This window comes from Megasphaera vaginalis (ex Bordigoni et al. 2020), assembly GCF_900240295.1.
In the GTDB taxonomy this organism is placed as follows: Bacteria; Bacillota; Negativicutes; order Veillonellales; family Megasphaeraceae; genus Megasphaera; species Megasphaera vaginalis.
Window position 1 is genome coordinate 160,327 of the sequence record NZ_OEQB01000005.1, and the last position, 19,532, is coordinate 179,858.

Sequence of the window (19,532 nt, forward strand, 5' to 3'; positions counted from 1 at the left end):
GTGGTCTAACGGGGATATCCCCTTCCACGGGCCGATAGTGTCAATCAGTCGACAATATCGATGCCCATGCTGCGGGCAGTACCTTCAATCATCTTCATAGCCTGTTCAACGTCGTTAGCGTTGAGGTCGGGCATCTTTGTCGTGGCGATTTCACGGACCTTATCGCGGCCCAATTTCGCAACTTTCTTTTTATTCGGTTCGCCCGAAGCTTTGTCCAAGCCCGCGGCTTTCTTCAGCAAGACAGCTGCCGGCGGGGTTTTGGTAATGAACGTGAAAGAACGATCTTCATAAACGGTAATTTCAACAGGGATGATGAAACCGGCCTGCTTTGCAGTCCGTTCATTGAATTCCTTGACGAAAGCCATAATGTTGACGCCAGCCTGACCTAATGCAGGGCCAATCGGAGGCGCCGGCGTTGCTTTACCGGCTTCGCATTGAAGTTTTACCATTCTAGCTACTTTTTTTGCCATGGTGAGTTACACCTCCTTACATTACAAGATGTGGTACGGCGAATCGCGATGATTCTCCCACTCGCGGCAGAACGCCGCAGGTTAGAAGTTTTTATTCCAGACTTTTCTCAATTTGAGAATAGTCGACTTCTACTGAAGTTTCACGGCCAAACATATTGATCAGGCCTTTGAGCGTACTCTTTTCTTCATTAATCTCCGTAATTGTCGCAATGAAATCTTCGAACGGCCCCGATATGATCCGAACCTGTTCGCCTATTGCCACGGTAATCTGCGGTTTCTGCCGCGTATCCAGTCCCTGGGATTTCAGTATGCGTTCCACTTCATGCGCTTCCAAAGGAATCGGCTTCGTCGCCGAACCGACAAAGCCGGTAACACCCGGCGTATTGCGGACAACATACCAGGACCGGTCATTGACTTCCATTTCAACGAGAACATATCCGGGGAAAACCTTACGTTTTACCGTGCGCTTCTGTCCGTCTTTAATGTCAACTTCATCTTCCATCGGTACAAGGATGCGATTGATAACATTTTCAAGGCTCATAGACTTGACCTTGCGTTCCAACGTCGCCATGACTTTATTTTCATAGCCGGAATACGTATGAATGACGTACCATTTCTTTTCAGATTCCACCTAGCACACGCCTCCTAACCGATTGCGGCGCGAAGCAGCCGGAAAAGCTGCGAAAAAACGCCGTCTGAAACGGCAATGATCGCCATGACTACGATAGTTGCCACAATGACCATAACCGTATAATTGATCAGCTCTTTTTTCGTCGGCCAGATAACTTTCTTCATTTCCGCCTTAACGCCCTGGAGGAATCGACCTGAATCCTTTTTTCGTTTATTCTTTTGTACTGCTTTTTCTGACGCTGAAAGTGACATATATCCTCTCACTGGCAACAGAGATTCCGGAGAATCTCTTCTACAACCGATTATTTCGTTTCCTTATGCAACGTTTCTTTTTTGCAGAACGGGCAATATTTCTTCAATTCCAAACGGTCGGGATTGTTTTTCTTGTTCTTGTTGGTTCGGTAGTTACGCTGTTTGCATTCCGTGCATGCCAATGTAATCGCTGTACGCATTCCTTACACCTCACTTCGTAATAGTTAACCTGCTTTTTGCGCAAGACTGCTTATATAATGTATCACAAGAACGGCCTCACGTCAAGGCGAATGGGTCAACTTAAAAAAAGCTAGGGCCACAAAGCTCCTAACTACTCTTAATCATACAGGATGTGCACGGTCCTGTCAATCATACATTTTTTTAGTCGCTTCCGCCGCCAGGAGCTGCAGCGCCGGCACGTACACGGAAAAAATGCGCCATACGACTGCACTGTCGGGCTCTTGCCGATTTCTGCCGGCACGGTCTTCCAGCATCGCCAGCCATACGTCCTCTTCGACAAAAGAATAGCTGTCATACGCGGCCATAATGACTTCCTTCGCCGTTCCCATAACGGTCGGTGCGTCGCCGTCCTGCCGCAGCATACTGCGAAACAGGTCGCAGGCGGCGTCAAACTGCCTGCAGAACAGACGGATAATTCCGTTACGAATATACAGATTATTCAGATCTTCGTCAGCACCTTGTGCCAGAACGGCCAAACTCGCATTGAACGCTTCAAACGACATCCCCATAGCGACACCTCCATTTCTATCATATACCGATTTGAAGCGTCCGACAATAGCCTCCTTTCTTACTGTCCGTCAGCGCCGCTATTCCGGACGATGCCATCTGTCGATTTCGAAAAAAAGAACGCGCAGATTACTGCGCGCTCTTTTTTCAGGTTCCGACGCCGCTTCAGTCGGCGCCGTTCTCGTCTCTATGTATTTTCCAGCCTGTGGATATCGTCATCTCTGCCGATAATGATCAGTTTATCTTCAGCCGCCAGGGGAATATCCGGGTCAGGCGCTACGATCAGATTTTCATCGTGCCGGATAGCGGCAACGATAAGCCTGTACTTTTCACGAAGCCCCGATGTTTTCAACGTTTTTCCGACGAGAAACTCAGGCGTCTCCATTTCTACCAGACCGGCTTGGGCTGAAAGCTGCAGGTAATCGACAACATGCCGGCGCGTCAGCATCTGCGCCAATCGCATCGCCATATCCGACTCCGGGTAAATGACGGTGTCGACGCCTATTTTTTCCAGTAATCGGCCTTGCAGTTCATCTTGCGCTTTCGCGATAACGCGTCGGACGCCTTGTTCTTCAACGAGCATGGCCGTCATCAGATTGGCCTGTTTATTGGCGCCGATAGCGACAACAACTGCATCGAACTGATTCAGGCTGAGCGACTGCAACGCCGCTTCATCTGTGCTGTCGGCAATGACGGCATGCGTCACGTAAGGGCTGATCTTCTGTACTCTGTCGGGATCGACATCGACGGCCAGCACTTCGTGCCCCAAATCGGCAACGGCTTTGGCGACGGTTGTCCCGAAACGCCCCAAACCGATAACGGCAATAACTCTTTTATTCATACTGTTCCCTTCTTTTACAATAAAATGTCGCTTTCCGGGTATCGGATCGGCTTCGGCGCCTGCCGCTTCAGTGCGACAATGCCGACCAGCGTCAGCACGCCTATACGCCCGGTATACATGACAAAGATCAGAATCCATTTGCTTAGCGGCTGCAACGTCGGAGTAATGCCCGTAGTCAAGCCGACGGTACCGAAGGCAGACGTCGTTTCAAAGAGAAGCTGCAAAAATGTCGCCGGCTCGTACAGTGTCAATAAAAAGACGGCCGTAAGCACCAGAAACAGCGAGAGAAAGAAAATACTGAAAGCACGCCGAACCTGCACCTCCGCAATGCGCCGCTCCAATAGTTCAACGTCCGCTTTATTGCTGAAAATGGAACGGGCCGCCGCCAGCATGACAGCTGCCGTCGTAATCTTGATACCGCCGCCCGTCGAATTCGGCCCGGCGCCGATAAACATCAGCATCACCGTCAGAAACAGCATTGCCGGCCGCATGGCGCCATAATCCAAGGTGGCGACACCGGCCGTACGCGGCGTCACGGCTTGCAGAAAGGACGCGACGACCTTATGCCCCGTATCGAGGGGCCCCAAAGTAGCGCCATTGCCCCATTCCAGGATTAAGATCAACACGGTGCCGCCAATCACTAAGCACGCCGTCCCCAAGAGCATGATCTTCGTATTGACGGACACTGCCTTCACGCCGTACCGTCTGCCCGTATCCCAAAGCTCGAAAATAGCCATATAGCCGAAACCGCCAAGCATGATCAGCACGCTCGTCGTCAGGGAAAAGAGAACGTCTCCGGCCATCGCATAGGGCAAGTCATTGTCAAAAAAGACGAAACCGGCATTGCAAAAAGTGGAAACGGCTTGATAAATCCCGCTGCGAATGGCCGCCGTTCCGAGGTAAGGATATAAGGCGACAATGTAGACCGCTGCGCCTGCGGCTTCAACGGCAAAGATCAGGAAAGCGACATGCTTCGTAATGCGCAGCAATCCCCGCATACTGCCGTTTCCCATATCATCGCGCAGCAGCAGCCGTCGTTGCAGGCCGATATGCTGCCCAAAGACGAGAGCCAGTAACGTCGTCGAAGTCATGATTCCCAGACCGCCCAGCTGAATCAGCAGGACCATAACGGATTGGCCGAAAAGAGACCAGTGACGATAGGTGTCGACAGTCGCCAGCCCGGTGACGGAGACACAGGATACAGCCGTGAACGCCGCATCGACAAGATCTGTTGTTTCGCCATCGGCAGCGGCAAAGGGCAACGACAAAAGAGCCGTTCCCAAGAGCATGGCAAGAAGAAAACTGAGTGCCAACAACGTATACGGATTTTGGGTGCGAACCCGTTCCTTCGCTTTTACTTTATAGCTGTCCCGTTGAAACATGAATAACACCCCAAAAAGAATACAGGCCGCGAAAAACATCGCCGCGCCCTTTCTTCTCCCTCCGCCGCGCCTGACGACAGAAGGGAAAAGCGCCGCAGCGTCTCAAAGCTGACTAAGTATAGCACAGCAAACGCCAGCGTACAATATGGGCGGCGGATTTTACATAAACGGCCCCTTTCACCGGCTGACAGAAAGGAAGCAAAAAGCTGCCGCAGAAAAATTCTGTCGGCAGCTTTTTGCTTTATCCATCCAGATTCCGATCGTAAAGATCACTCTTGGTCAGGAATTCTTCAATCGTTGTAAAACCCAATCGTTTCAGCATTTCAATGACGTACGGATTATCCATCGGCGTTTCATAATGAGACGAATCGCCATACGCCTGTACATGCTCTTTCCCTTCATCTTTCCCGATGATAGCTCTCGGACCGCCGACGCATCCGCCGATGCATCCCATCCCTTCAAAAAAATTGCCGTCCCGCTTGCCGGCGAGAATATCATTAATCATGGCTTTGCAGGCCGGTACGCCGTCGGCGCGACGCGTCCGAATGGTAACGGCGCGTTGCGGATTCAGTTTTTCCAGTGTCGTCTTCACAGCTGCGGCAACGCCGCCGGCATAGGCATAACAAATACCGGTTTTCGACGCGTGGGGGAGCGAATCTTCCGGCAACGAGGCCATATCAATATCCGTTACGGTTAAAAGATCGCGCAGTTCCTGATAGGTTAATACATAATCGATAGCACCAGCCAGATCGGGTTCATTCTTTTCCGACTTTTTCGCCATGCAGGGGCCGATGAAAACGGTCTTGGCTTGCGGGTGCAAAGCTTTTACCGTCCTGCCGCCGGCAATCATCGGCGAAACCGAGCCGGGAACATTCGGCAAAAGCTGATGATATAACTTTTTGATCATGGCGATCCACATGGGACAGCAACAGCTGGTCAGCTGAAAATCATTTTCGTCATGAATGTTGCGATCAAATTCCAGCGCTTCTTTTAAGGTCAGGATATCGGCAAAGGCGGCCACTTCCAAAACGCCGGTAAAGCCCAACTTCTTCAACGCCGTCCGCACTTTGCCGAGCGTAACCGCAGGACCGAACTGACCGGAAATAGCCGGAGCCACGAGGGCATACACCGGTCCGTCATACTCGTGCAGCTCCCGGACGACGGGAATAATATCTTTTTTCGTCTTCAGCGCGTCAAGAGCGCAGACATCGACACAGGCCTGGCAACCGACACATTGCGTCTGATCGATCGTGACCCCGTTCTCGCCGTCGGCTTTGACAGCATCCCAGGCGCAAGCGTCGATACAGGGCCTGTCATCGGGCGGACAGAGGCACGGCTTCGTTCGAAAAATCAAGGTGTTGTCGGACTTAGCCAGACAATCAACCATATGCGGATCGGCATCTTCCGGCGCAATCTCTTTCTTATTGTCCGCCGCATTTTTTAACATCGTATAATATAATTCGTCTAAGGAATCCATTGGACAGCCCCTTTCTGCAACGCACACGCTGACAGTTTACGTTATAAGAAAATTATAGGGCTATTCATTTCATTTTGCAAGAATAGTTAGCTTTTTTGTTTATTTATGAAAACTGTTTTCATTTTTACAGCCGTCCGTGCTCGTCTCCTCTGCGCTCGCCGCCGGCCGTCATCTTCCGAAAAAATGAATCATGAGCCAGGCTTTGACACGGGCCGGAACCTCGCGCAAATCCCATATCCATTGATCGTGGTACCGAACGCCCGGCGGCACATAGCCGATAACGTCCAGCCCGAGATGATCCGCCAAATAAATGGCTCTGGCCATATGATAAGCCTGCGTAACGGCAATAACGCGGCGGTAACCGTAGACGTCATGTGCGCGGCGCATACTTTCATACGTAATCGTACCCGCCTCATCAATAATCAAATCACGTCGATCAATGCCGGCCGCCGTGACATAAGCCGCCATTACCTCCGTTTGATTAGCACCAGCTTCGTTCACGCCTGACAAAATTAATTTTTTTACTTTCTGCCGCTCATACAGGGCAATGCCGCCGTCAAGCCGTTCTTTCAGCAAAGGCATGGGATAATTATGTTGTACGCCGGCGCCCAAAATGACGGCCGCTTCATAAGTGTCATCCGGAATGGTCGCCATATTCGTCACTTCTTTCGGCGCCGCTTGCCGCATCATGTCATAATTCACACCGCCGCTAAACACAGCGGCTCCCGCCAACAGGCAAAGACACAGGCCAAACAATCGTTTTTTCATGGATTCTCCTTTTGGGGCGCCGCTCCCGCCTCCCTATTGATACGATCAGTGTAGCATAATTGTATATCAAAAAACACCCGATTTGCAACGGCAAATCGGGTGAGAACCCTGTCAACTATATGTATATACCGAAACCAAGTCGGTCATAATCAAAAAGCGCGTCCCTTTATCGGCGGTGATTATTCAACCGGCTGCGCAACGTAACCGGCGGCGTCAAGAGCGGCCATAGCGCCGCTTCCAGCCGCCGTGACGGCCTGTTGGTAACGACTATCCTGTACATCGCCGGCAGCAAAAATCCCTGCCGTCGACGTTGCCGTCGATTTATCCTTCGTAAGGATATACCCCTGCGAATCGAGGGCCACGACTCCCGCCAGAAAGCCGGTGTTCGGCTGATGTCCGACAGCGACGAAAATACCGCTTGCAGACAACGTCTCCTGCGCGCCGGTCTTATTGTTCCTGAGCGCCAGTCCGGAGACTCCCGCTCCGTCGCTCAACACTTCCAACGGCGTATAATCAAGCTTCCAATGAATCTTATCGTTCGCCTGCGCCCGCTGTACCATAATTTGCGCAGCCCGCAAACTGTCGCGACGATGAACAACGGTGACACGAGCGGCAAACTTCGTCAAAAACAGCGCTTCTTCCATGGCTGCGTCACCGCCGCCGAGAACAACGACCTCCTGACCCTTGTAGAAAAAACCGTCGCATGTGGCACAAGCACTGACGCCGCGGCCGATATTTTCCTTTTCGCCGGGAAGTCCCAAATACCTGGCACTGGCCCCCGTCGCCAGAATCAGCGCCGTTGCTTCCAGGCTATCGCCGTTTTCCAAGGTCAGACGGATCGGTCTGCCTGCCGCTACGGCGGTCACCTTCGTCAGCAAAAATTCCGTACCGAATCTCCGTGCCTGCGCCTCCATTTTTTCCATCATTTCCTGTCCCCAGACGCCGTCAGGAAAGGCCGGATAATTCTCGACGACACTGGTCGTCATCAACTGGCCGCCAGGCTGCGGTCCCTGTATCACAACATGCTTCAAACCGGCACGTCCCAAATAAATAGCGGCAGTCAACCCCGCCGGTCCGGAGCCGATAACGGCAACATCATACATCTGTATCCCATCCTTATTGCAATATGGCATCAATCTTGGCGCGCAGCACTTCTTTGCTCTGCAGCCCTACGGAAATATCGGCCAGTTGACCGTCTTTGAAGATAGCCAGCGTCGGAATGCTGCGAATATTGAACCGGCCGGCCAAAGCGGCTTCATCATCGACATTTACCTTGCCGATAGTAACGGCATCCCCCAAATCGGCGGCCAACGCATCCAAAATAGGCCCCTGCATCTTGCACGGCCCGCACCAAGCGGCCCAAAAATCAACCAGCGTTACACCTTTGGCAATTTGATCGGCAAACGTAGCTTCTTTCAATTCGATCGGTTTCATATATATCGACTCCTTTTGTTAATAACCATTCAATTAATTCATTGATCGGTTAAATTATACCTTTCTTGTCCTTATTTGTCAAGAACCGCGTCCTTGGGCCGAATCAGTGCTTATTGACGCCGCGAAATGCCTGCCAATCCGCATAGCTCCGATTCAAACTGTAGGCCTTGAATCCCTGTTCGGTCAAAAAATGCGCGGCCAAATCAGCATATGCACACAGGCGGCCGCGGCAGTACACGACAATATCCTTCTGCCGCGACAGGCCGGACAGTCTGCTTTCCAGTTCCGACAAGGGGATACTTTCGGCTTTTTCCATGTGTCCAGCGCGATATTCGTCGCCAGGCCGGAGATCGACGAGCGTGATCTCATCCCGTTGCAATCGTCGCCACGCTTCTTCCAGTGTAATCGTGTATACGTCGCTCGTCCGAACGGAGTATTGTTCCCTGATCCTGGTGATTTCCGAAAGCTGTGTCTCACCGACGACACAAAGGGCACGTACCAGGGCGCGCACCTTATCGCCGGCAACAGTATAAACGACATAGTTCCCCCGTTTTTCGGAAATGACGAGACGGCCTTCCTTGAGTACCTGCAAATGCCGTGACGTGTTGGCCGCGCTCATCCCCGTTTCACGCGAGAGCGTTTCCACCGTTTTCGGCCCTTGAGAAAGAATATGCAACACCTCTAACCGTTTTTCGCTGGAAAAACATTTTCCTATCTTGGCAAGTTCATTATAAAATTCCGTCTTATATGTCGCCGCTATTTCTTGTAACATCGTATGACCTCGCTGTAACTATTCAATTAATTTATTGTATTATTTCCTCTTTAACTATAACAGAATGGTTCATTTCGTCAAGAATAACGACATTTTTACATTCGTTGGAAAAACAACTGATTAATGCATACCGTTAACGTATACTATGCACAGAAAGTGAAACTATTCGTTACAACGATCATCTATATGAAACCACAGGAGGTATACATCATGTTAAAATCCATTCTTAACAAATTTGAAGCTATGAACAACACGGTAACGCCGGATATGCTCGTCGGCGATATCGTCCGCCTTCATCCGGAAGTCGTCGATACGCTCTTGGCCAACGGCATGCACTGCCTCGGCTGCCCTTCATCGCAGCAGGAAAGCTTAACCAACGCCTGCATGGTTCACGGCCTCGACCCGGAACAAGTAACGAAAGCGGTTAACGTAGCAATTCAAGCCAAAAAACAATAGGAGGACAGACGATGAGCGCATTTTTGGGACCGATCCATTTTTGGTTATATAAAAAGATTCAATTTCAAGAAGAATTAATCGACGCCGTCATCGCTTACAGCCGCCAGCAAGGCTGGGCCGAAGGCGACTGGGAAGATACGTTTGCCACGAATGACCGCCGCGCCTTGGAAGACGTCGTCGACGAAGGTAATATTCACGGCTGGCTGCAGAACCGCATTCACGACGCCGAAGGCCGCTACGCCAGCCTCGTCTTGACGATTGTCGGTGCCGACGAAAGCCGCCTCGGCAAATTGACGGAAGGCGTTTACACCTTCGGCGCGCAGCACCGGCCGGAAAGCGTCGCGACGGCGCCGGAAGCTTTCCACCATTTGGACAACAGCTTGCTCAACGGCATGCCGTGCGATCAAGTCAATAAAGTGACGGACAGCGATCCGAATAAGATCTGTTGGGAAGAAACGCAAGATTTGCACAGCCAATTCTGGAACGGCCGCGGCGAACTGTACACGACGCTCCGCAGCGCCCTGATCAGCGGCATGTTAGCCGATTCTTCCTTTGCTTTTACCGTCCCGTCTGCCAACCACTACGAAATTACGAAAAACTGATTTTCACCGGAGAAAAGAGGAACCGTCATGTATAGCACCGATATTATGGTAGAAGAACACGCCAATATTTCGCGCATGCTCAGAGTGATCAAAAACATGTGCTGCGCCATTTTGGAAGGCGCTCCTGTCGACCAAAACGATTTCGCCGATATTATCGACTTTATCCGCAACTACGCCGACGTCAATCACCACCAGAAGGAAGAACACGTTCTCTTCCCGCAAATGGTCGAACATTTGGGTGAGCTAGCCAACACCATCGTCACCCACGGCATGCTCGTCGAACACGACTTGATCCGCAGCCACGTCCGCAGCCTCGATGAAGCCTTGAAGCTGTACGCCAAAGACGGCCGCACGGAACATAAGTTGGATATCCTGACAGAGATTATGGCTTACACAAACAGGCTGCAGGTTCACGTCGAAAAGGAAAACAACGTCGTCTATCCCTTTGCCGAACGCGGTTTTTCTGATGAAATCAAAGCCAAAGTCGACGCCGGCGTCCGCGCCATTGCCGAAGAAAATGAAAAGACCGATTTTAACGCCAAATATTTCGCCATACTGGATCGTTTGGAAAAGAAATACTCGGCCCTCCATTTAGTCACCACTACGGCTGACAAGCAATAACCCAATATCACCACTTTTCCTATAAAAAGGGAACCGTAACGAAACAGTCCTTTGAAAACGAATAATGGGGATTGTAGACACTGCAGTGGCTACAATCCCCATTATTGCTATATTTATCTCAGGAAAGCGTCCTCCAAAGGGCCTCGCCAAAGCGGATCCCCCTTAGACCAGGGTCTGCAGTGTGCTTCTTCTAAAGAAAGCAAAGTTGCAGTGCCACTTGGACGTTTCTTTAAAATCCATGTATTGTCCATGGGATAAGGCGTTTTTACTGTTCGAAAAACAGCCGGTTAATGTCCAATGCAATGGCTTTAGAAGATATAAAGCGCCCAGCCGTATGGCGCTTCGACGCTTTGAGCTAACGTAAATCTAACGATCTGACATACGCTCTTTGCTCAGGTCATCGAAGGACTATCGTTACGCGATTCCCTTACGTTTAATGGACGTATTCATTGATGGTACTAAGTTTACAGCCTACGCGTCTGTTTGGCGTAAGGTATCTCGCATCTTTTTATTTATATTCTTCATATTTGTATTTATGGCTATTGGTACACGTTGTATTGGCAGTTAATGTCACCTTTTATAGTTAGTAACGCGTAAAGATCCTTAAGTTTAGCCTTCAGCAACAACTTTATCAATCCAGTCAAACATATTTTTCAAATCATAGTCACTCTTATGATCTACGCCCCAAGGTAAAGCAAAATCTACATCGTAGCCAAGGTTAGCCGCTTTGACAGCTACCATAAGCGGAATGCTGAAGGACGTATTGCTGTCGGCTTCACCATAACGGATTCTCCAATGTTTTGCATTGGTAGCGCCACTGTTACCAAGGTAGTACATGGCATTCATCATATTAACGATGTGCTGATCTGCGCGAGCCGGTGACGTATCGGTGGCGTACAGGGCAGCTGTATCGGTAAAGTGTAAGTTGTTCATAGTAGTAGTGCCGAACTCGTTGTTTTCGCCAGTACTGTTATCGCGACTGTCAAAAGCGCCAGGCGTCTTCATACGACCTACGGATTTATTATATTTTAACCAGTCCACATCTACCATCTTACTGGGATCATTTTTATCATACATTAAGAAGTTTGCCTTAGAAATATCGATGCCGTCTTGTCTGGCTGCTTCTGCACTTTTAATGATAAGCGATTTAGCATAGTCAAAGAATGTGCCAGTGCCGTCCGTATTTAAGGTCAGGAGCTGTCCGTTTGCATCTTTAAGTTGAAGGCTATTTACATACGACGCATAAGCTGTTTTTAACATCTTGGAATACGCCATCTGATCTTTTGTAAGTGCTACTTTTTTAGCAGTATTGCGGTTCTTGTTTCCCATAATTTTCGGTTCGGCAGTTGTACTCTCAGCGGTAGTTTGGCCAGGAGTAATTACCGCTGTCGCGGATCCATTATTAATTTTCGGAAGTTGCGGCACTGTAGCCGTCGTCTTAGAAGGATTATTATTGATAAGCGGTAACTGTCCCTGTGCCATCATCATGCCGCCGGCGTATTCATTCACGCCATTATAAGACCATTCATACGCCATATCCGCATGATCCAGATTCGTAATGGGACAGAAAGCAGACACTGCAAAGATATCGGTACGGTCATTAGCTGCGCCGAGCGCTTCTAAATAAGGTTTCATATCTTGACTGTTTCCGGCTGCGCCGACCAGCAGAGAATAAGCGCCACCGGCGCTGCCACCATTTGATACGATGCGATCTGCGTTACCGGGCATGACCGCATCATTGGCGTGTAAGTACGCAACGGCTGCTTGTAAATCTACAATACCTGCCGGAGCCTTACCGGTATACCTACCGTCATCGCCGATAAGGGAGCGACCACGTGCACCCGGAGCGGCTATGATATAGCCACGACATAGGGCGTAGGCTTCTGCGCTTTCCGTATTGCCCCAACGCGCTTCTAAGGTACCTGCTTCTCCGGGCATATACCCGCCAACAGTGTTGGGGAAAAAGATAGGGGCTGTGTCTTTGGTATAGTTGCCTACGGGCTTATTGTGAAAATAATTTTCCGGAATATAGATATTCATATTTTCGTATTTAGCGTCAACGGGATTCGCTACATAAGGTACAGCCTTATACGCTCGGTAAGCTACCGTTTGATTGTTGACGGTAACAGCACCTGTTGTATAGCCCGTATTCGGGGTAAATATCAGGGAGTTGTTCGTAGTCGTTTTAGCTGCTAACGGTGCATCGGCAGGGACAACGTTAATTTTACCGGAAGCGGCCTCTCTACTAGCTGTTTTTGTTGAAGTGGATAGTTGGATCGCCGCAGTATGTCGGTCTTGATGTACAGCAGTTGTATGCACTTGCGTAGCCGTTGAGGCTTGCCCTTGATCAGTCGCCGGCGCATTGGCCTGTATGGCTATAGATGTCGCCAGATTTAAGGATAAAGCAAAGAGAGCCGTTAATTTCATTTTACTCATTGTGAATCTCCCCTTTCTTTTTCAATGTGAAAATTAATTAAAGTATATCCAATTAACGTGTAGATATCAAATCAGTATCAACTATCTGTTCATCATATGAATAAATAATGGTGTAAAAATAGGAGCCGCAATTAAACCAAGCGGTTATGAATGCCGTAAGCCTGACAAGTACAAAGACGATATTAGCAGTCCTGCAAATGTGCCCTATGACGCGGTCACAGATAAATATCTTTTTGCGAACAGGCGTAAACACATATACAGCGGCGTAAAAAGGAAAAACGCCGCTCCGGATAAATTTACGAGCGACGACGTTACCAGCGTAAAACCCGTAACCATTGTTTGCTTCATACAAAGTGTCTCCACTCAAAATTAGTAAAGTGCGACTAAAAAAAGACTGTAACGAAATGAGATTTCCAGTCTCGTTACAGCCCTTTTTATCAGTGTTATCTAGTTATTTTCGGCCGGCACCGTTTGCCTTTTTCCCAGCAATCGCGTTCTCAATCATTTCCCGCACATAGGCCTCCGTAACTTGACTGTCGTGCTGCCGGGCCGCCTTAAAAGCGCTCATCAGCACGGCGTTGGCAATATCACCGCCGGAAATACCGGCGTAATCGTTGGCCAAGGCATCGATATTGATATCGTTAGGCATTTCGTCGGGAATATAGCGCCGCCATAACAGCTTCCGCTGTCCTTCGTCAGGCAGATCGAAGCGGACGTGAACGGGAATACGACGCATAAAGGCCGAGTCGAAGCTTTCGATGAAATTCGTCGCAAAGATGATGAAATCTTCATATTCGTTCATTTCCATAAGCATGACCGACCGCGTCTGATTGACGCTGACGTCGGAAGCACTGGCCATGTGCGTCACGCGATGCCCCAAAATGGCATCGGCTTCATCGAAGAAGAGAATGCTGTCCGTATTGGTTGCCGCATAAAAGGCTTTCTTGATGTTCTTCGGCGTCTCGCCGACGAATTTTGACTCCAATTCGGCGTAGTTGATCGTAATCAGCTTACGTCCCAGATAGTCGGCAATGGCATGGGCGGCCATCGTCTTGCCCGTCCCCGACGGCCCGTACAGATTAATCCCGAGACTTTTAGCGTGCTTGTGCGTCTTCCCTAGGCCCCAGGTCTTAAACACGATATCGCCGTAACGAACCGAATCGGCGACATCCATGATCCGACTGCGCACATAATCGGGCAAAATAATATCATCAAAGGTGTACCGCGGCTTTTCCGGTATGAAATTGATGACCGGATTTTCTTCTTTTTTCGTTTCCATGGCTATGTCCTCCTGCTTGATCCTATATCGAAAAGCGGTCTGTCATTGCCGCTCGATTTCACATAGGTCAATCATATCACACATAGCCGGCATAAGACCAGTAAAAAGAGCAACTGCCGCCCCTTCGCAAACGCGGTCCGGACCGGCAGCGGGACGCCTGCCCGCGCTTTATTGCGGGTACACATAGCCCGGTACCCTTTTGGCCGGCACAATTTTTTCCACTTGAATCGTCGGCTGCGGCCTGCTATGGTATGTCCGGCTCGTAACCGTTCCTTTGACGGCGACCCACTGATTTTCAGGCCAACGTTTATTGCCCGTGTACAGGCAATCCAACCCAAACGGCGACAGGTCGTTGACACAGCAGAACATGAGATACCGGGCCAGAACGAAACTGTTGTCTTTAAGACGACCGTCAGAGTAGGAAACGAATCCGATCATATAGATATCATAGCCTTCATAGGCCTTGATATCCTTCGTCAACGTGAGAATGACGGAATAATAATTTGCCGTCGTTAAGATGATCCGCTTGCCCTCGTTGTCGATGCCGCTACCGTGATCGGCATCAAAATCAATCCCGTAGGGCTTCTCCGCCACGTCGTCCGCCGTCTCCGCGGCAGCCGCGCTTACGGCGCCGATACCAGGCGAATACGCCGTACCCAGCAACAGGGGACCGGCGAAAAGGAGTACGGGAATAAGCAGCGTCAGACAATGACCATAGGAAAAACGATAAACGGGCCGGCCCATCTGTCTCAACGATACGCCCCCCCAGACGGTCATGACGGCCGCCATCAGGCACAGACAGGGGAAGAGGCGCGGCGCGACAAAGGAAAGGTAGCGTCCCGTTGCCAGCATGGCCGCCGTTACGCCGCCGGCCGCCAGAAAGCTGACGCCTTCCAGCAGCGCCTGTAAGTTGACCGATGTATAGCGTATCAAAGGGATCCGCCTCCCCATAAAAGCGCATAAAGCCAAGCCATAACAAAAGAAACAAAAATGATCGTCGCCGTCAGCCTGTAGACGAAGGCTTTCGGAAAGAGCGCTGAAAGGATGAGAAAGTTCTTCACATCCAACATGGGTCCCATGATCAGGAATCCCATGACCGCCGGCAGCGGCACACGGGTACTCAGGTTGCGGGCAATCATCGCGTCTGACGTCGAACAGAGGGACAAGAGAAAGGCCAATGCCAAAAGCAGCACAATCGCCACCGGCACATGTTCCTGCAAGTCGTAGAGGAAAAAAGCCCCTTCGCCGTATACCTGAAACAGCGACGACAAGACGGTGCCGATAAGCAAATACGGCGCCATGCGGAAAAAGTCGCTCCGCGCGTGAAGCAGAAACTGCATGCCCTTGCCGTATGGCGCGCCGGAAGTCGCGTCAAAGCCGCAAAATTCCAGCGGAACCTGCTGCCGGAAATCCTCCCGCTCCAAGCCTTTGTAGCCGAGAAAAGAGAGACTGACGGTGACGGCCGCAACCGTTCCGAGGACGAGCCGGGCCAGGACGACGCTGTTTACGCCCATAAATGCATAGTACGTCGATAAAATGACGATCGGATTGAGCAGCGGCCCTGCCAGCATAAAAAGCATGGCCGTCGGCACCGGCACCTTGCGGCTCACGAGTCCGCGAAAAACAGGAATGGCCGCACAGTCACAGACGGGAAAGAGAACTGCGCCAACCAATGCGCTGACCATGCCCTGCAAGAGATTTCCTCTTAAAAAGGTTTCGATGAAAGAGGCCGACAAAAAGAGCTGCAAGGCCGATGAACACAGAATTCCCAGCACGAGAAACGGCAGTCCTTGAAGCAGCGTCGCCATAGAATACGTCAAAACCGTATTGAGCGAATCGTAATCAGGATCGCCGGCTGTCGCAAAAAAGCCGTAGAGACCGGCAAGACAGAGAAAAAGCACGAAAAACCGGACCAGCGATGTCTTCCTCACAGGCCGGCAAAGTCGGTTCGTCCGCTGCGCCGACGACAACTCTCCGAAACATGTTATCCCTATATCGGGACGCAGGGTTTTTACAATATGCCCGGCAGCATGCACCGTTTCCCCCTCCGTCAGCGCCGGCGGCTCGAACATAACGACTTTATCGGCATTGCGAAGCTGACTGACAACGGCAGTACCGGTCTTGCCCAATCGGTGCAGGCAAAATGCCGCCGTCGTAACGAAAAAAACGGTCTTTATCTCGATGAGATTCCGCAGATCACGATGAAAAAAGAGCGCCTCCGCCAGGCGGAAAGGCACCATGCCGTTCCACTCTACCCAAAGCTCGCCGACAGGATGTTCTCGCAAATAACGGCGCAGCAAATAAGCGATGCCGCGTATATTTCCGTCAGCCGCCAACGGTACGGTCAGCACATGATCGCAAGCCGGCGCCGTCATTCCCTCTTCCATCAAAACGACACCGGCCGTCGTCTCGCGCCACGGTAAAACGTGATTGATGAAACGCGTCTTACCGGTACTGAGAAAACCGGTAACAATATACACGGGAATTCGTTTCATCTTACGCCTCCCACAACGCTTTGAGGGCTCCCTCCTGTAAATGGGAGCCGATGATCGTCAACGTCGACGGCTCCAGCGTCGTTTCGTCCAAACGGACGGGGCCGCCGCTGTATTGAAGGATCACGGCGCCTGACGGCACGGCCGCCACCCCTTTCAGCCGCAAGACCGTACCGTAAGCGCCGTCGAGCGTGACTGCTGCCAGCTCTTTCCAATCATCTACCGGGCGCTGCCGGGAAACGTCGACAGTAACAGCCGTAAAAACATCGGCGGCACCGTGGTGATGATGATCATGGCCGTGGTGATCGTGATCATGGTGGTCGTGGTCATGGTGGTCGTGGTGATCGTGGCCGTGGTGATCGTGGCCGTGATCATGGTGATCGTGACTGCCGTCGTGTGTCTGTTCCAACCGGCCATGTCCGTCCGAATCGGGTGCGACGACGCCGTCAGCCGTCTTTCGCCGCGTCAAAAGCAACTCCCTCAGATTCAACTCGCTCCAAGGCTGCGTATAAACCGGCGCCACCGAATTCAGTTCGCCAATTGCCGCCAGCGTCCTTTCCGTCCGCTTTTTATCTTCATCGGTATGACTGATAAAAATTGCATCGCCGTTGACGATCTGATCGGTAAAAAATTCCCCGAAATTCCGCAGATAAAGCAAGCTCTGCTGCCCGTCGGCAATCGTAACGGCGCGGACGAGGAGCAATTTGTCCCTCAGTTCCTCGCTGTCGCAAATAGCTATAATATCAGAAAGCTTGGCAACGCCGGACGGTTCGATGATGATCAGGTCGACATCGGCCTTGCAGAGCACCTGCCGCAGCGAGCTGCGAAAATCGCCGGCAAGACTGCAGCAAATACAGCCCGACGTCAGCTCCTGTATGCGAATACCGTCATTGGCCAATACTGCGGCATCGAAATTAACGGTACCGAAATCGTTTTCAATGACCATAATCCGTTCCGTATTGCCGAATTCCGTTAAAAGCTGCCGGATAAATGTTGTTTTTCCCGTTCCTAAAAAGCCGGAAATGATAATTACTGGTATTTTCATTCCTTATTTCTCCTTTATAATATCTTCCAATCACTACATGATAGCAGTATTTAAACGGATTTTAAAGAGGTGAAAAATTAAATTTATTTTAATAATTTATCTCATTTATATGTTTCTTTATTCATTTGTTTGCTCCAGAAAAAGGACTTTACCGCTTTACAGCCAATTATATTAAGTAAGAACAGTTGACCCGTTTTATTTTCGCAGCGGAGGTGACGCAATGAGTACCTATATAAAAGAACTTTCCAGAAAGGAGAAAAAAAGTCTGGCCGTATTGGGAGAAGAATTGGCCGTCTTACAGCGCAGCATTATCGCCGAAAAGGGATCGGTCTGCATCCTCATCGACGGCTGGGAAAATTCCGGCAAAGGCGAAGTGATCTCGCGATTGACGCAGGAATTGGATCCTCGGTATTATGAAGTCGTGGAGATGCCTTCTCACTGGGAAGCCAAACACAGCCACCGGCTTTTCCGTTCGTTCTGGGCCGCCCTGCCGCGCAAGGGACATATTACCATCTTCGACCGCTCTATTTACAACGGCATTCTCCACAATCCGGAGATTTCCGAAAAAACGCTGGACGGACGGCTCGAAGACTTGACGGCTTTTATTCGCATGCTTACCGATGACGGCATGATCGTGATCAAGCTGTTTCTCCAAATCAGTCACGACGAACAGAAAAATCGGATCCGCGCCATTGAAAAGACGGAATTTAAAAAAGAAATCCTGTCGACGCTGGATTATGACCAGGAAAAGCGATACGCCGACTTCGCCGATCACTTCGCCGAAATTATCAGCCGCACAAACCGCCTTTACAGCCAATGGCACATGATTGCGATGGATGATATGAAAGACGGCTGCCGCGCAGCCATGTCCATCGTCAAAGACGAGCTGACAGCCGGCCTTGACGCCTTCCGCAGCCTGCAGGCGCTGAATGCCGCATCGCGGGAAGAAAAAACGACGGCCGAAATCGCGTCCTATCCCAGCGCCTTCCCAGCGAACCTGACGCTGGAAGTTGCAGAACAGGACTACCGGCAACGCTTGAAAGAGCTGCAGGAAAAAGCCCGTCGTCTTGCATATATGATGTATATTTGCCATATCCCGACGATCTGTGTCTTTGAAGGCATGGACGCCGCCGGCAAAGGCGGCAGCATCAAACGGCTGACAAAGGAAATCGATCCGCGCAGCTATACGATCGCTACCACGGCGGCGCCGACGGCGGAAGAATTAAGTTTTCACTATCTGCGGCGCTTCATGACGAAAATACCGGAACCGGGAAAAATCACGATATTTGACCGTTCCTGGTACGGCCGCGTCATGGTCGAACGCGTGGAAAGGCTGGCCGCTCCCCGCGAATGGCGGCGCGCCTACGAAGAGATCAACGCCATGGAACGGTTCTTAAAGCACATTGGCGTCAACTTTATGAAATTTTTCCTGGTTATCGATAGCGAAGAGCAGCTGCGCCGCTTCAACGATCGGCAAAATACACCGGAAAAGCAATGGAAAATCACCGACGAAGATTGGCGCAATCGCGATAAATGGGATCTGTACAACGATGCTTATCAGGAAATGTTTTACCGCACATCGACATCGACGGCGCCGTGGATAATCGTAGAGGGAAACGTCAAATACCATGCCCGTCTGAAAGTTCTCCATACCTTTGTCACGCAAAGCGAACGGAAACTGCGCAGCTACGAAGAAAACCATGCGAAAGAGTTTAACTGGAAAAATCTCTGGAACGAATATGAAACGATCGGCACGTAAGACCGCCATTATCGGTAACAACCGCAACGAAGGGGCTTCCGAAAACGGGAGCCCCTTCGTTATCTTTGC

At 50.7% G+C, this 19,532-nt stretch carries 21 protein-coding genes; 4 read left to right on the forward strand and 17 right to left on the reverse strand.

The features are described 5' to 3' along the window. Positions 1 to 44: 44 nt before the first annotated feature. From rplK to C0977_RS07970, 12 genes are all read right to left on the reverse strand, one after another. A complete protein-coding gene (gene rplK, locus C0977_RS07915) occupies positions 45 to 470 on the reverse strand; it encodes a 50S ribosomal protein L11 (protein ID WP_023052663.1) in 426 nt (141 codons plus the stop codon). A 91-nt stretch (positions 471 to 561) separates the two neighbouring features. Then, positions 562 to 1,101, reverse strand: coding sequence for a transcription termination/antitermination protein NusG (gene nusG, locus C0977_RS07920; RefSeq protein WP_101913020.1), 540 nt, complete (start codon positions 1,099 to 1,101; stop codon positions 562 to 564). Positions 1,102 to 1,115: 14 nt separating this feature from the next. Then, a complete protein-coding gene (gene secE / locus C0977_RS07925) occupies positions 1,116 to 1,352 on the reverse strand; it encodes a preprotein translocase subunit SecE (protein ID WP_023052607.1) in 237 nt (78 codons plus the stop codon). 50 nt (positions 1,353 to 1,402) lie between these two features. Next, positions 1,403 to 1,552, reverse strand: coding sequence for a 50S ribosomal protein L33 (gene rpmG / locus C0977_RS07930; protein WP_014015374.1), 150 nt, complete (start codon positions 1,550 to 1,552; stop codon positions 1,403 to 1,405). Between the two features lie 165 nt (positions 1,553 to 1,717). Then, positions 1,718 to 2,101, reverse strand: a complete 384-nt coding sequence (locus C0977_RS07935) for a nucleotidyltransferase substrate binding protein (RefSeq protein WP_101913021.1) — start codon at positions 2,099 to 2,101, stop codon at positions 1,718 to 1,720. 185 nt (positions 2,102 to 2,286) lie between these two features. Further along, positions 2,287 to 2,940, reverse strand: a complete 654-nt coding sequence (locus tag C0977_RS07940; protein WP_023052616.1) for a potassium channel family protein — start codon at positions 2,938 to 2,940, stop codon at positions 2,287 to 2,289. A gap of 14 nt (positions 2,941 to 2,954) precedes the next feature. Beyond that, a complete protein-coding gene (locus tag C0977_RS07945; protein WP_101913022.1) occupies positions 2,955 to 4,361 on the reverse strand; it encodes a TrkH family potassium uptake protein in 1,407 nt (468 codons plus the stop codon). 202 nt (positions 4,362 to 4,563) lie between these two features. Then, a complete protein-coding gene (locus tag C0977_RS07950; RefSeq protein WP_101913023.1) occupies positions 4,564 to 5,799 on the reverse strand; it encodes a [Fe-Fe] hydrogenase large subunit C-terminal domain-containing protein in 1,236 nt (411 codons plus the stop codon). A 168-nt stretch (positions 5,800 to 5,967) separates the two neighbouring features. Then, positions 5,968 to 6,567 (reverse strand): SanA/YdcF family protein, encoded by a 600-nt coding sequence (locus C0977_RS07955; RefSeq protein ID WP_101913024.1) that lies wholly within the window; start codon positions 6,565 to 6,567, stop codon positions 5,968 to 5,970. 179 nt (positions 6,568 to 6,746) lie between these two features. After that, entirely contained in the window at positions 6,747 to 7,670 is a 924-nt protein-coding gene (gene trxB / locus C0977_RS07960; protein ID WP_101913025.1) for a thioredoxin-disulfide reductase, read from the reverse strand. A 13-nt stretch (positions 7,671 to 7,683) separates the two neighbouring features. Next, complete coding sequence (gene trxA / locus C0977_RS07965) at positions 7,684 to 8,001, reverse strand: thioredoxin (protein ID WP_101913026.1); 318 nt, start codon at positions 7,999 to 8,001, stop codon at positions 7,684 to 7,686. A 103-nt stretch (positions 8,002 to 8,104) separates the two neighbouring features. Next, positions 8,105 to 8,773, reverse strand: coding sequence for an ArsR/SmtB family transcription factor (locus tag C0977_RS07970; RefSeq protein WP_023052641.1), 669 nt, complete (start codon positions 8,771 to 8,773; stop codon positions 8,105 to 8,107). 210 nt (positions 8,774 to 8,983) lie between these two features. Between C0977_RS07970 and C0977_RS07975 the strand changes: the two genes are divergently transcribed. Genes C0977_RS07975 through C0977_RS07985 form a run of 3 tightly spaced genes read left to right on the forward strand, consistent with a single transcriptional unit; the run spans position 8,984 to position 10,452 of the window. Next, a complete protein-coding gene (locus tag C0977_RS07975; protein ID WP_023052689.1) occupies positions 8,984 to 9,229 on the forward strand; it encodes a DUF1858 domain-containing protein in 246 nt (81 codons plus the stop codon). An 11-nt stretch (positions 9,230 to 9,240) separates the two neighbouring features. Continuing rightward, complete coding sequence (locus C0977_RS07980) at positions 9,241 to 9,831, forward strand: hypothetical protein (RefSeq protein WP_023052631.1); 591 nt, start codon at positions 9,241 to 9,243, stop codon at positions 9,829 to 9,831. Positions 9,832 to 9,858: 27 nt separating this feature from the next. After that, a complete protein-coding gene (locus tag C0977_RS07985) occupies positions 9,859 to 10,452 on the forward strand; it encodes a hemerythrin domain-containing protein (RefSeq protein ID WP_101913027.1) in 594 nt (197 codons plus the stop codon). A 609-nt stretch (positions 10,453 to 11,061) separates the two neighbouring features. Here C0977_RS07985 and C0977_RS07990 read toward each other — a convergent pair. The 5 genes from C0977_RS07990 to C0977_RS08015 all read right to left on the reverse strand — a co-directional run bounded on the left by C0977_RS07990 (position 11,062) and on the right by C0977_RS08015 (position 17,704). Next, on the reverse strand, positions 11,062 to 12,888 hold the full coding sequence (locus C0977_RS07990) for a subtype B tannase (RefSeq protein ID WP_101913028.1): 1,827 nt from the start codon (positions 12,886 to 12,888) through the stop codon (positions 11,062 to 11,064). Between the two features lie 451 nt (positions 12,889 to 13,339). Then, entirely contained in the window at positions 13,340 to 14,167 is an 828-nt protein-coding gene (locus C0977_RS08000) for an ATP-binding protein (RefSeq protein ID WP_101913030.1), read from the reverse strand. A 168-nt stretch (positions 14,168 to 14,335) separates the two neighbouring features. Further along, on the reverse strand, positions 14,336 to 15,100 hold the full coding sequence (locus tag C0977_RS08005) for a TIGR03943 family putative permease subunit (protein ID WP_234987616.1): 765 nt from the start codon (positions 15,098 to 15,100) through the stop codon (positions 14,336 to 14,338). After that, positions 15,097 to 16,662 carry a permease gene (locus tag C0977_RS08010; protein ID WP_101913032.1) on the reverse strand — a complete coding sequence of 522 codons (1,566 nt, stop codon included), beginning with the start codon at positions 16,660 to 16,662 and terminating at the stop codon, positions 15,097 to 15,099. Before C0977_RS08010 ends, C0977_RS08005 begins: the two co-directional genes overlap by 4 nt. 1 nt (position 16,663) lies before the next feature. Then, a complete protein-coding gene (locus tag C0977_RS08015) occupies positions 16,664 to 17,704 on the reverse strand; it encodes a CobW family GTP-binding protein (RefSeq protein ID WP_101913033.1) in 1,041 nt (346 codons plus the stop codon). 220 nt (positions 17,705 to 17,924) lie between these two features. Here C0977_RS08015 and C0977_RS08020 point away from each other — a divergent pair, with 220 nt between their 5' ends. After that, positions 17,925 to 19,463: a phosphate--AMP phosphotransferase gene (locus C0977_RS08020; RefSeq protein ID WP_101913034.1), complete on the forward strand. Its 1,539-nt coding sequence runs from the start codon at positions 17,925 to 17,927 to the stop codon at positions 19,461 to 19,463. The last annotated feature ends 69 nt before the right edge of the window (positions 19,464 to 19,532 follow it).

What these genes read in the sequence shown, in the direction of transcription:
- trxB (WP_101913025.1), bottom strand. Translation starts at nt 7,670, where the DNA reads ATGTATGATGTTGCCGTTATCGGCTCCGGACCGGCGGGGTTGACTGCC.
- C0977_RS07950 (WP_101913023.1), bottom strand. Translation starts at nt 5,799, where the DNA reads ATGGATTCCTTAGACGAATTATATTATACGATGTTAAAAAATGCGGCG.
- C0977_RS07940 (WP_023052616.1), bottom strand. Translation starts at nt 2,940, where the DNA reads ATGAATAAAAGAGTTATTGCCGTTATCGGTTTGGGGCGTTTCGGGACA.
- C0977_RS08015 (WP_101913033.1), bottom strand. Translation starts at nt 17,704, where the DNA reads ATGAAAATACCAGTAATTATCATTTCCGGCTTTTTAGGAACGGGAAAA.
- C0977_RS07935 (WP_101913021.1), bottom strand. Translation starts at nt 2,101, where the DNA reads ATGGGGATGTCGTTTGAAGCGTTCAATGCGAGTTTGGCCGTTCTGGCA.
- secE (WP_023052607.1), bottom strand. Translation starts at nt 1,352, where the DNA reads ATGTCACTTTCAGCGTCAGAAAAAGCAGTACAAAAGAATAAACGAAAA.
- C0977_RS07955 (WP_101913024.1), bottom strand. Translation starts at nt 6,567, where the DNA reads ATGAAAAAACGATTGTTTGGCCTGTGTCTTTGCCTGTTGGCGGGAGCC.
- C0977_RS07990 (WP_101913028.1), bottom strand. Translation starts at nt 12,888, where the DNA reads ATGAGTAAAATGAAATTAACGGCTCTCTTTGCTTTATCCTTAAATCTG.
- rplK (WP_023052663.1), bottom strand. Translation starts at nt 470, where the DNA reads ATGGCAAAAAAAGTAGCTAGAATGGTAAAACTTCAATGCGAAGCCGGT.
- C0977_RS08000 (WP_101913030.1), bottom strand. Translation starts at nt 14,167, where the DNA reads ATGGAAACGAAAAAAGAAGAAAATCCGGTCATCAATTTCATACCGGAA.
- C0977_RS07970 (WP_023052641.1), bottom strand. Translation starts at nt 8,773, where the DNA reads ATGTTACAAGAAATAGCGGCGACATATAAGACGGAATTTTATAATGAA.
- C0977_RS08020 (WP_101913034.1), top strand. Translation starts at nt 17,925, where the DNA reads ATGAGTACCTATATAAAAGAACTTTCCAGAAAGGAGAAAAAAAGTCTG.
- C0977_RS07975 (WP_023052689.1), top strand. Translation starts at nt 8,984, where the DNA reads ATGTTAAAATCCATTCTTAACAAATTTGAAGCTATGAACAACACGGTA.
- C0977_RS07980 (WP_023052631.1), top strand. Translation starts at nt 9,241, where the DNA reads ATGAGCGCATTTTTGGGACCGATCCATTTTTGGTTATATAAAAAGATT.
- trxA (WP_101913026.1), bottom strand. Translation starts at nt 8,001, where the DNA reads ATGAAACCGATCGAATTGAAAGAAGCTACGTTTGCCGATCAAATTGCC.
- C0977_RS08010 (WP_101913032.1), bottom strand. Translation starts at nt 16,662, where the DNA reads ATGAAACGAATTCCCGTGTATATTGTTACCGGTTTTCTCAGTACCGGT.
- C0977_RS07945 (WP_101913022.1), bottom strand. Translation starts at nt 4,361, where the DNA reads ATGTTTTTCGCGGCCTGTATTCTTTTTGGGGTGTTATTCATGTTTCAA.
- rpmG (WP_014015374.1), bottom strand. Translation starts at nt 1,552, where the DNA reads ATGCGTACAGCGATTACATTGGCATGCACGGAATGCAAACAGCGTAAC.
- C0977_RS07985 (WP_101913027.1), top strand. Translation starts at nt 9,859, where the DNA reads ATGTATAGCACCGATATTATGGTAGAAGAACACGCCAATATTTCGCGC.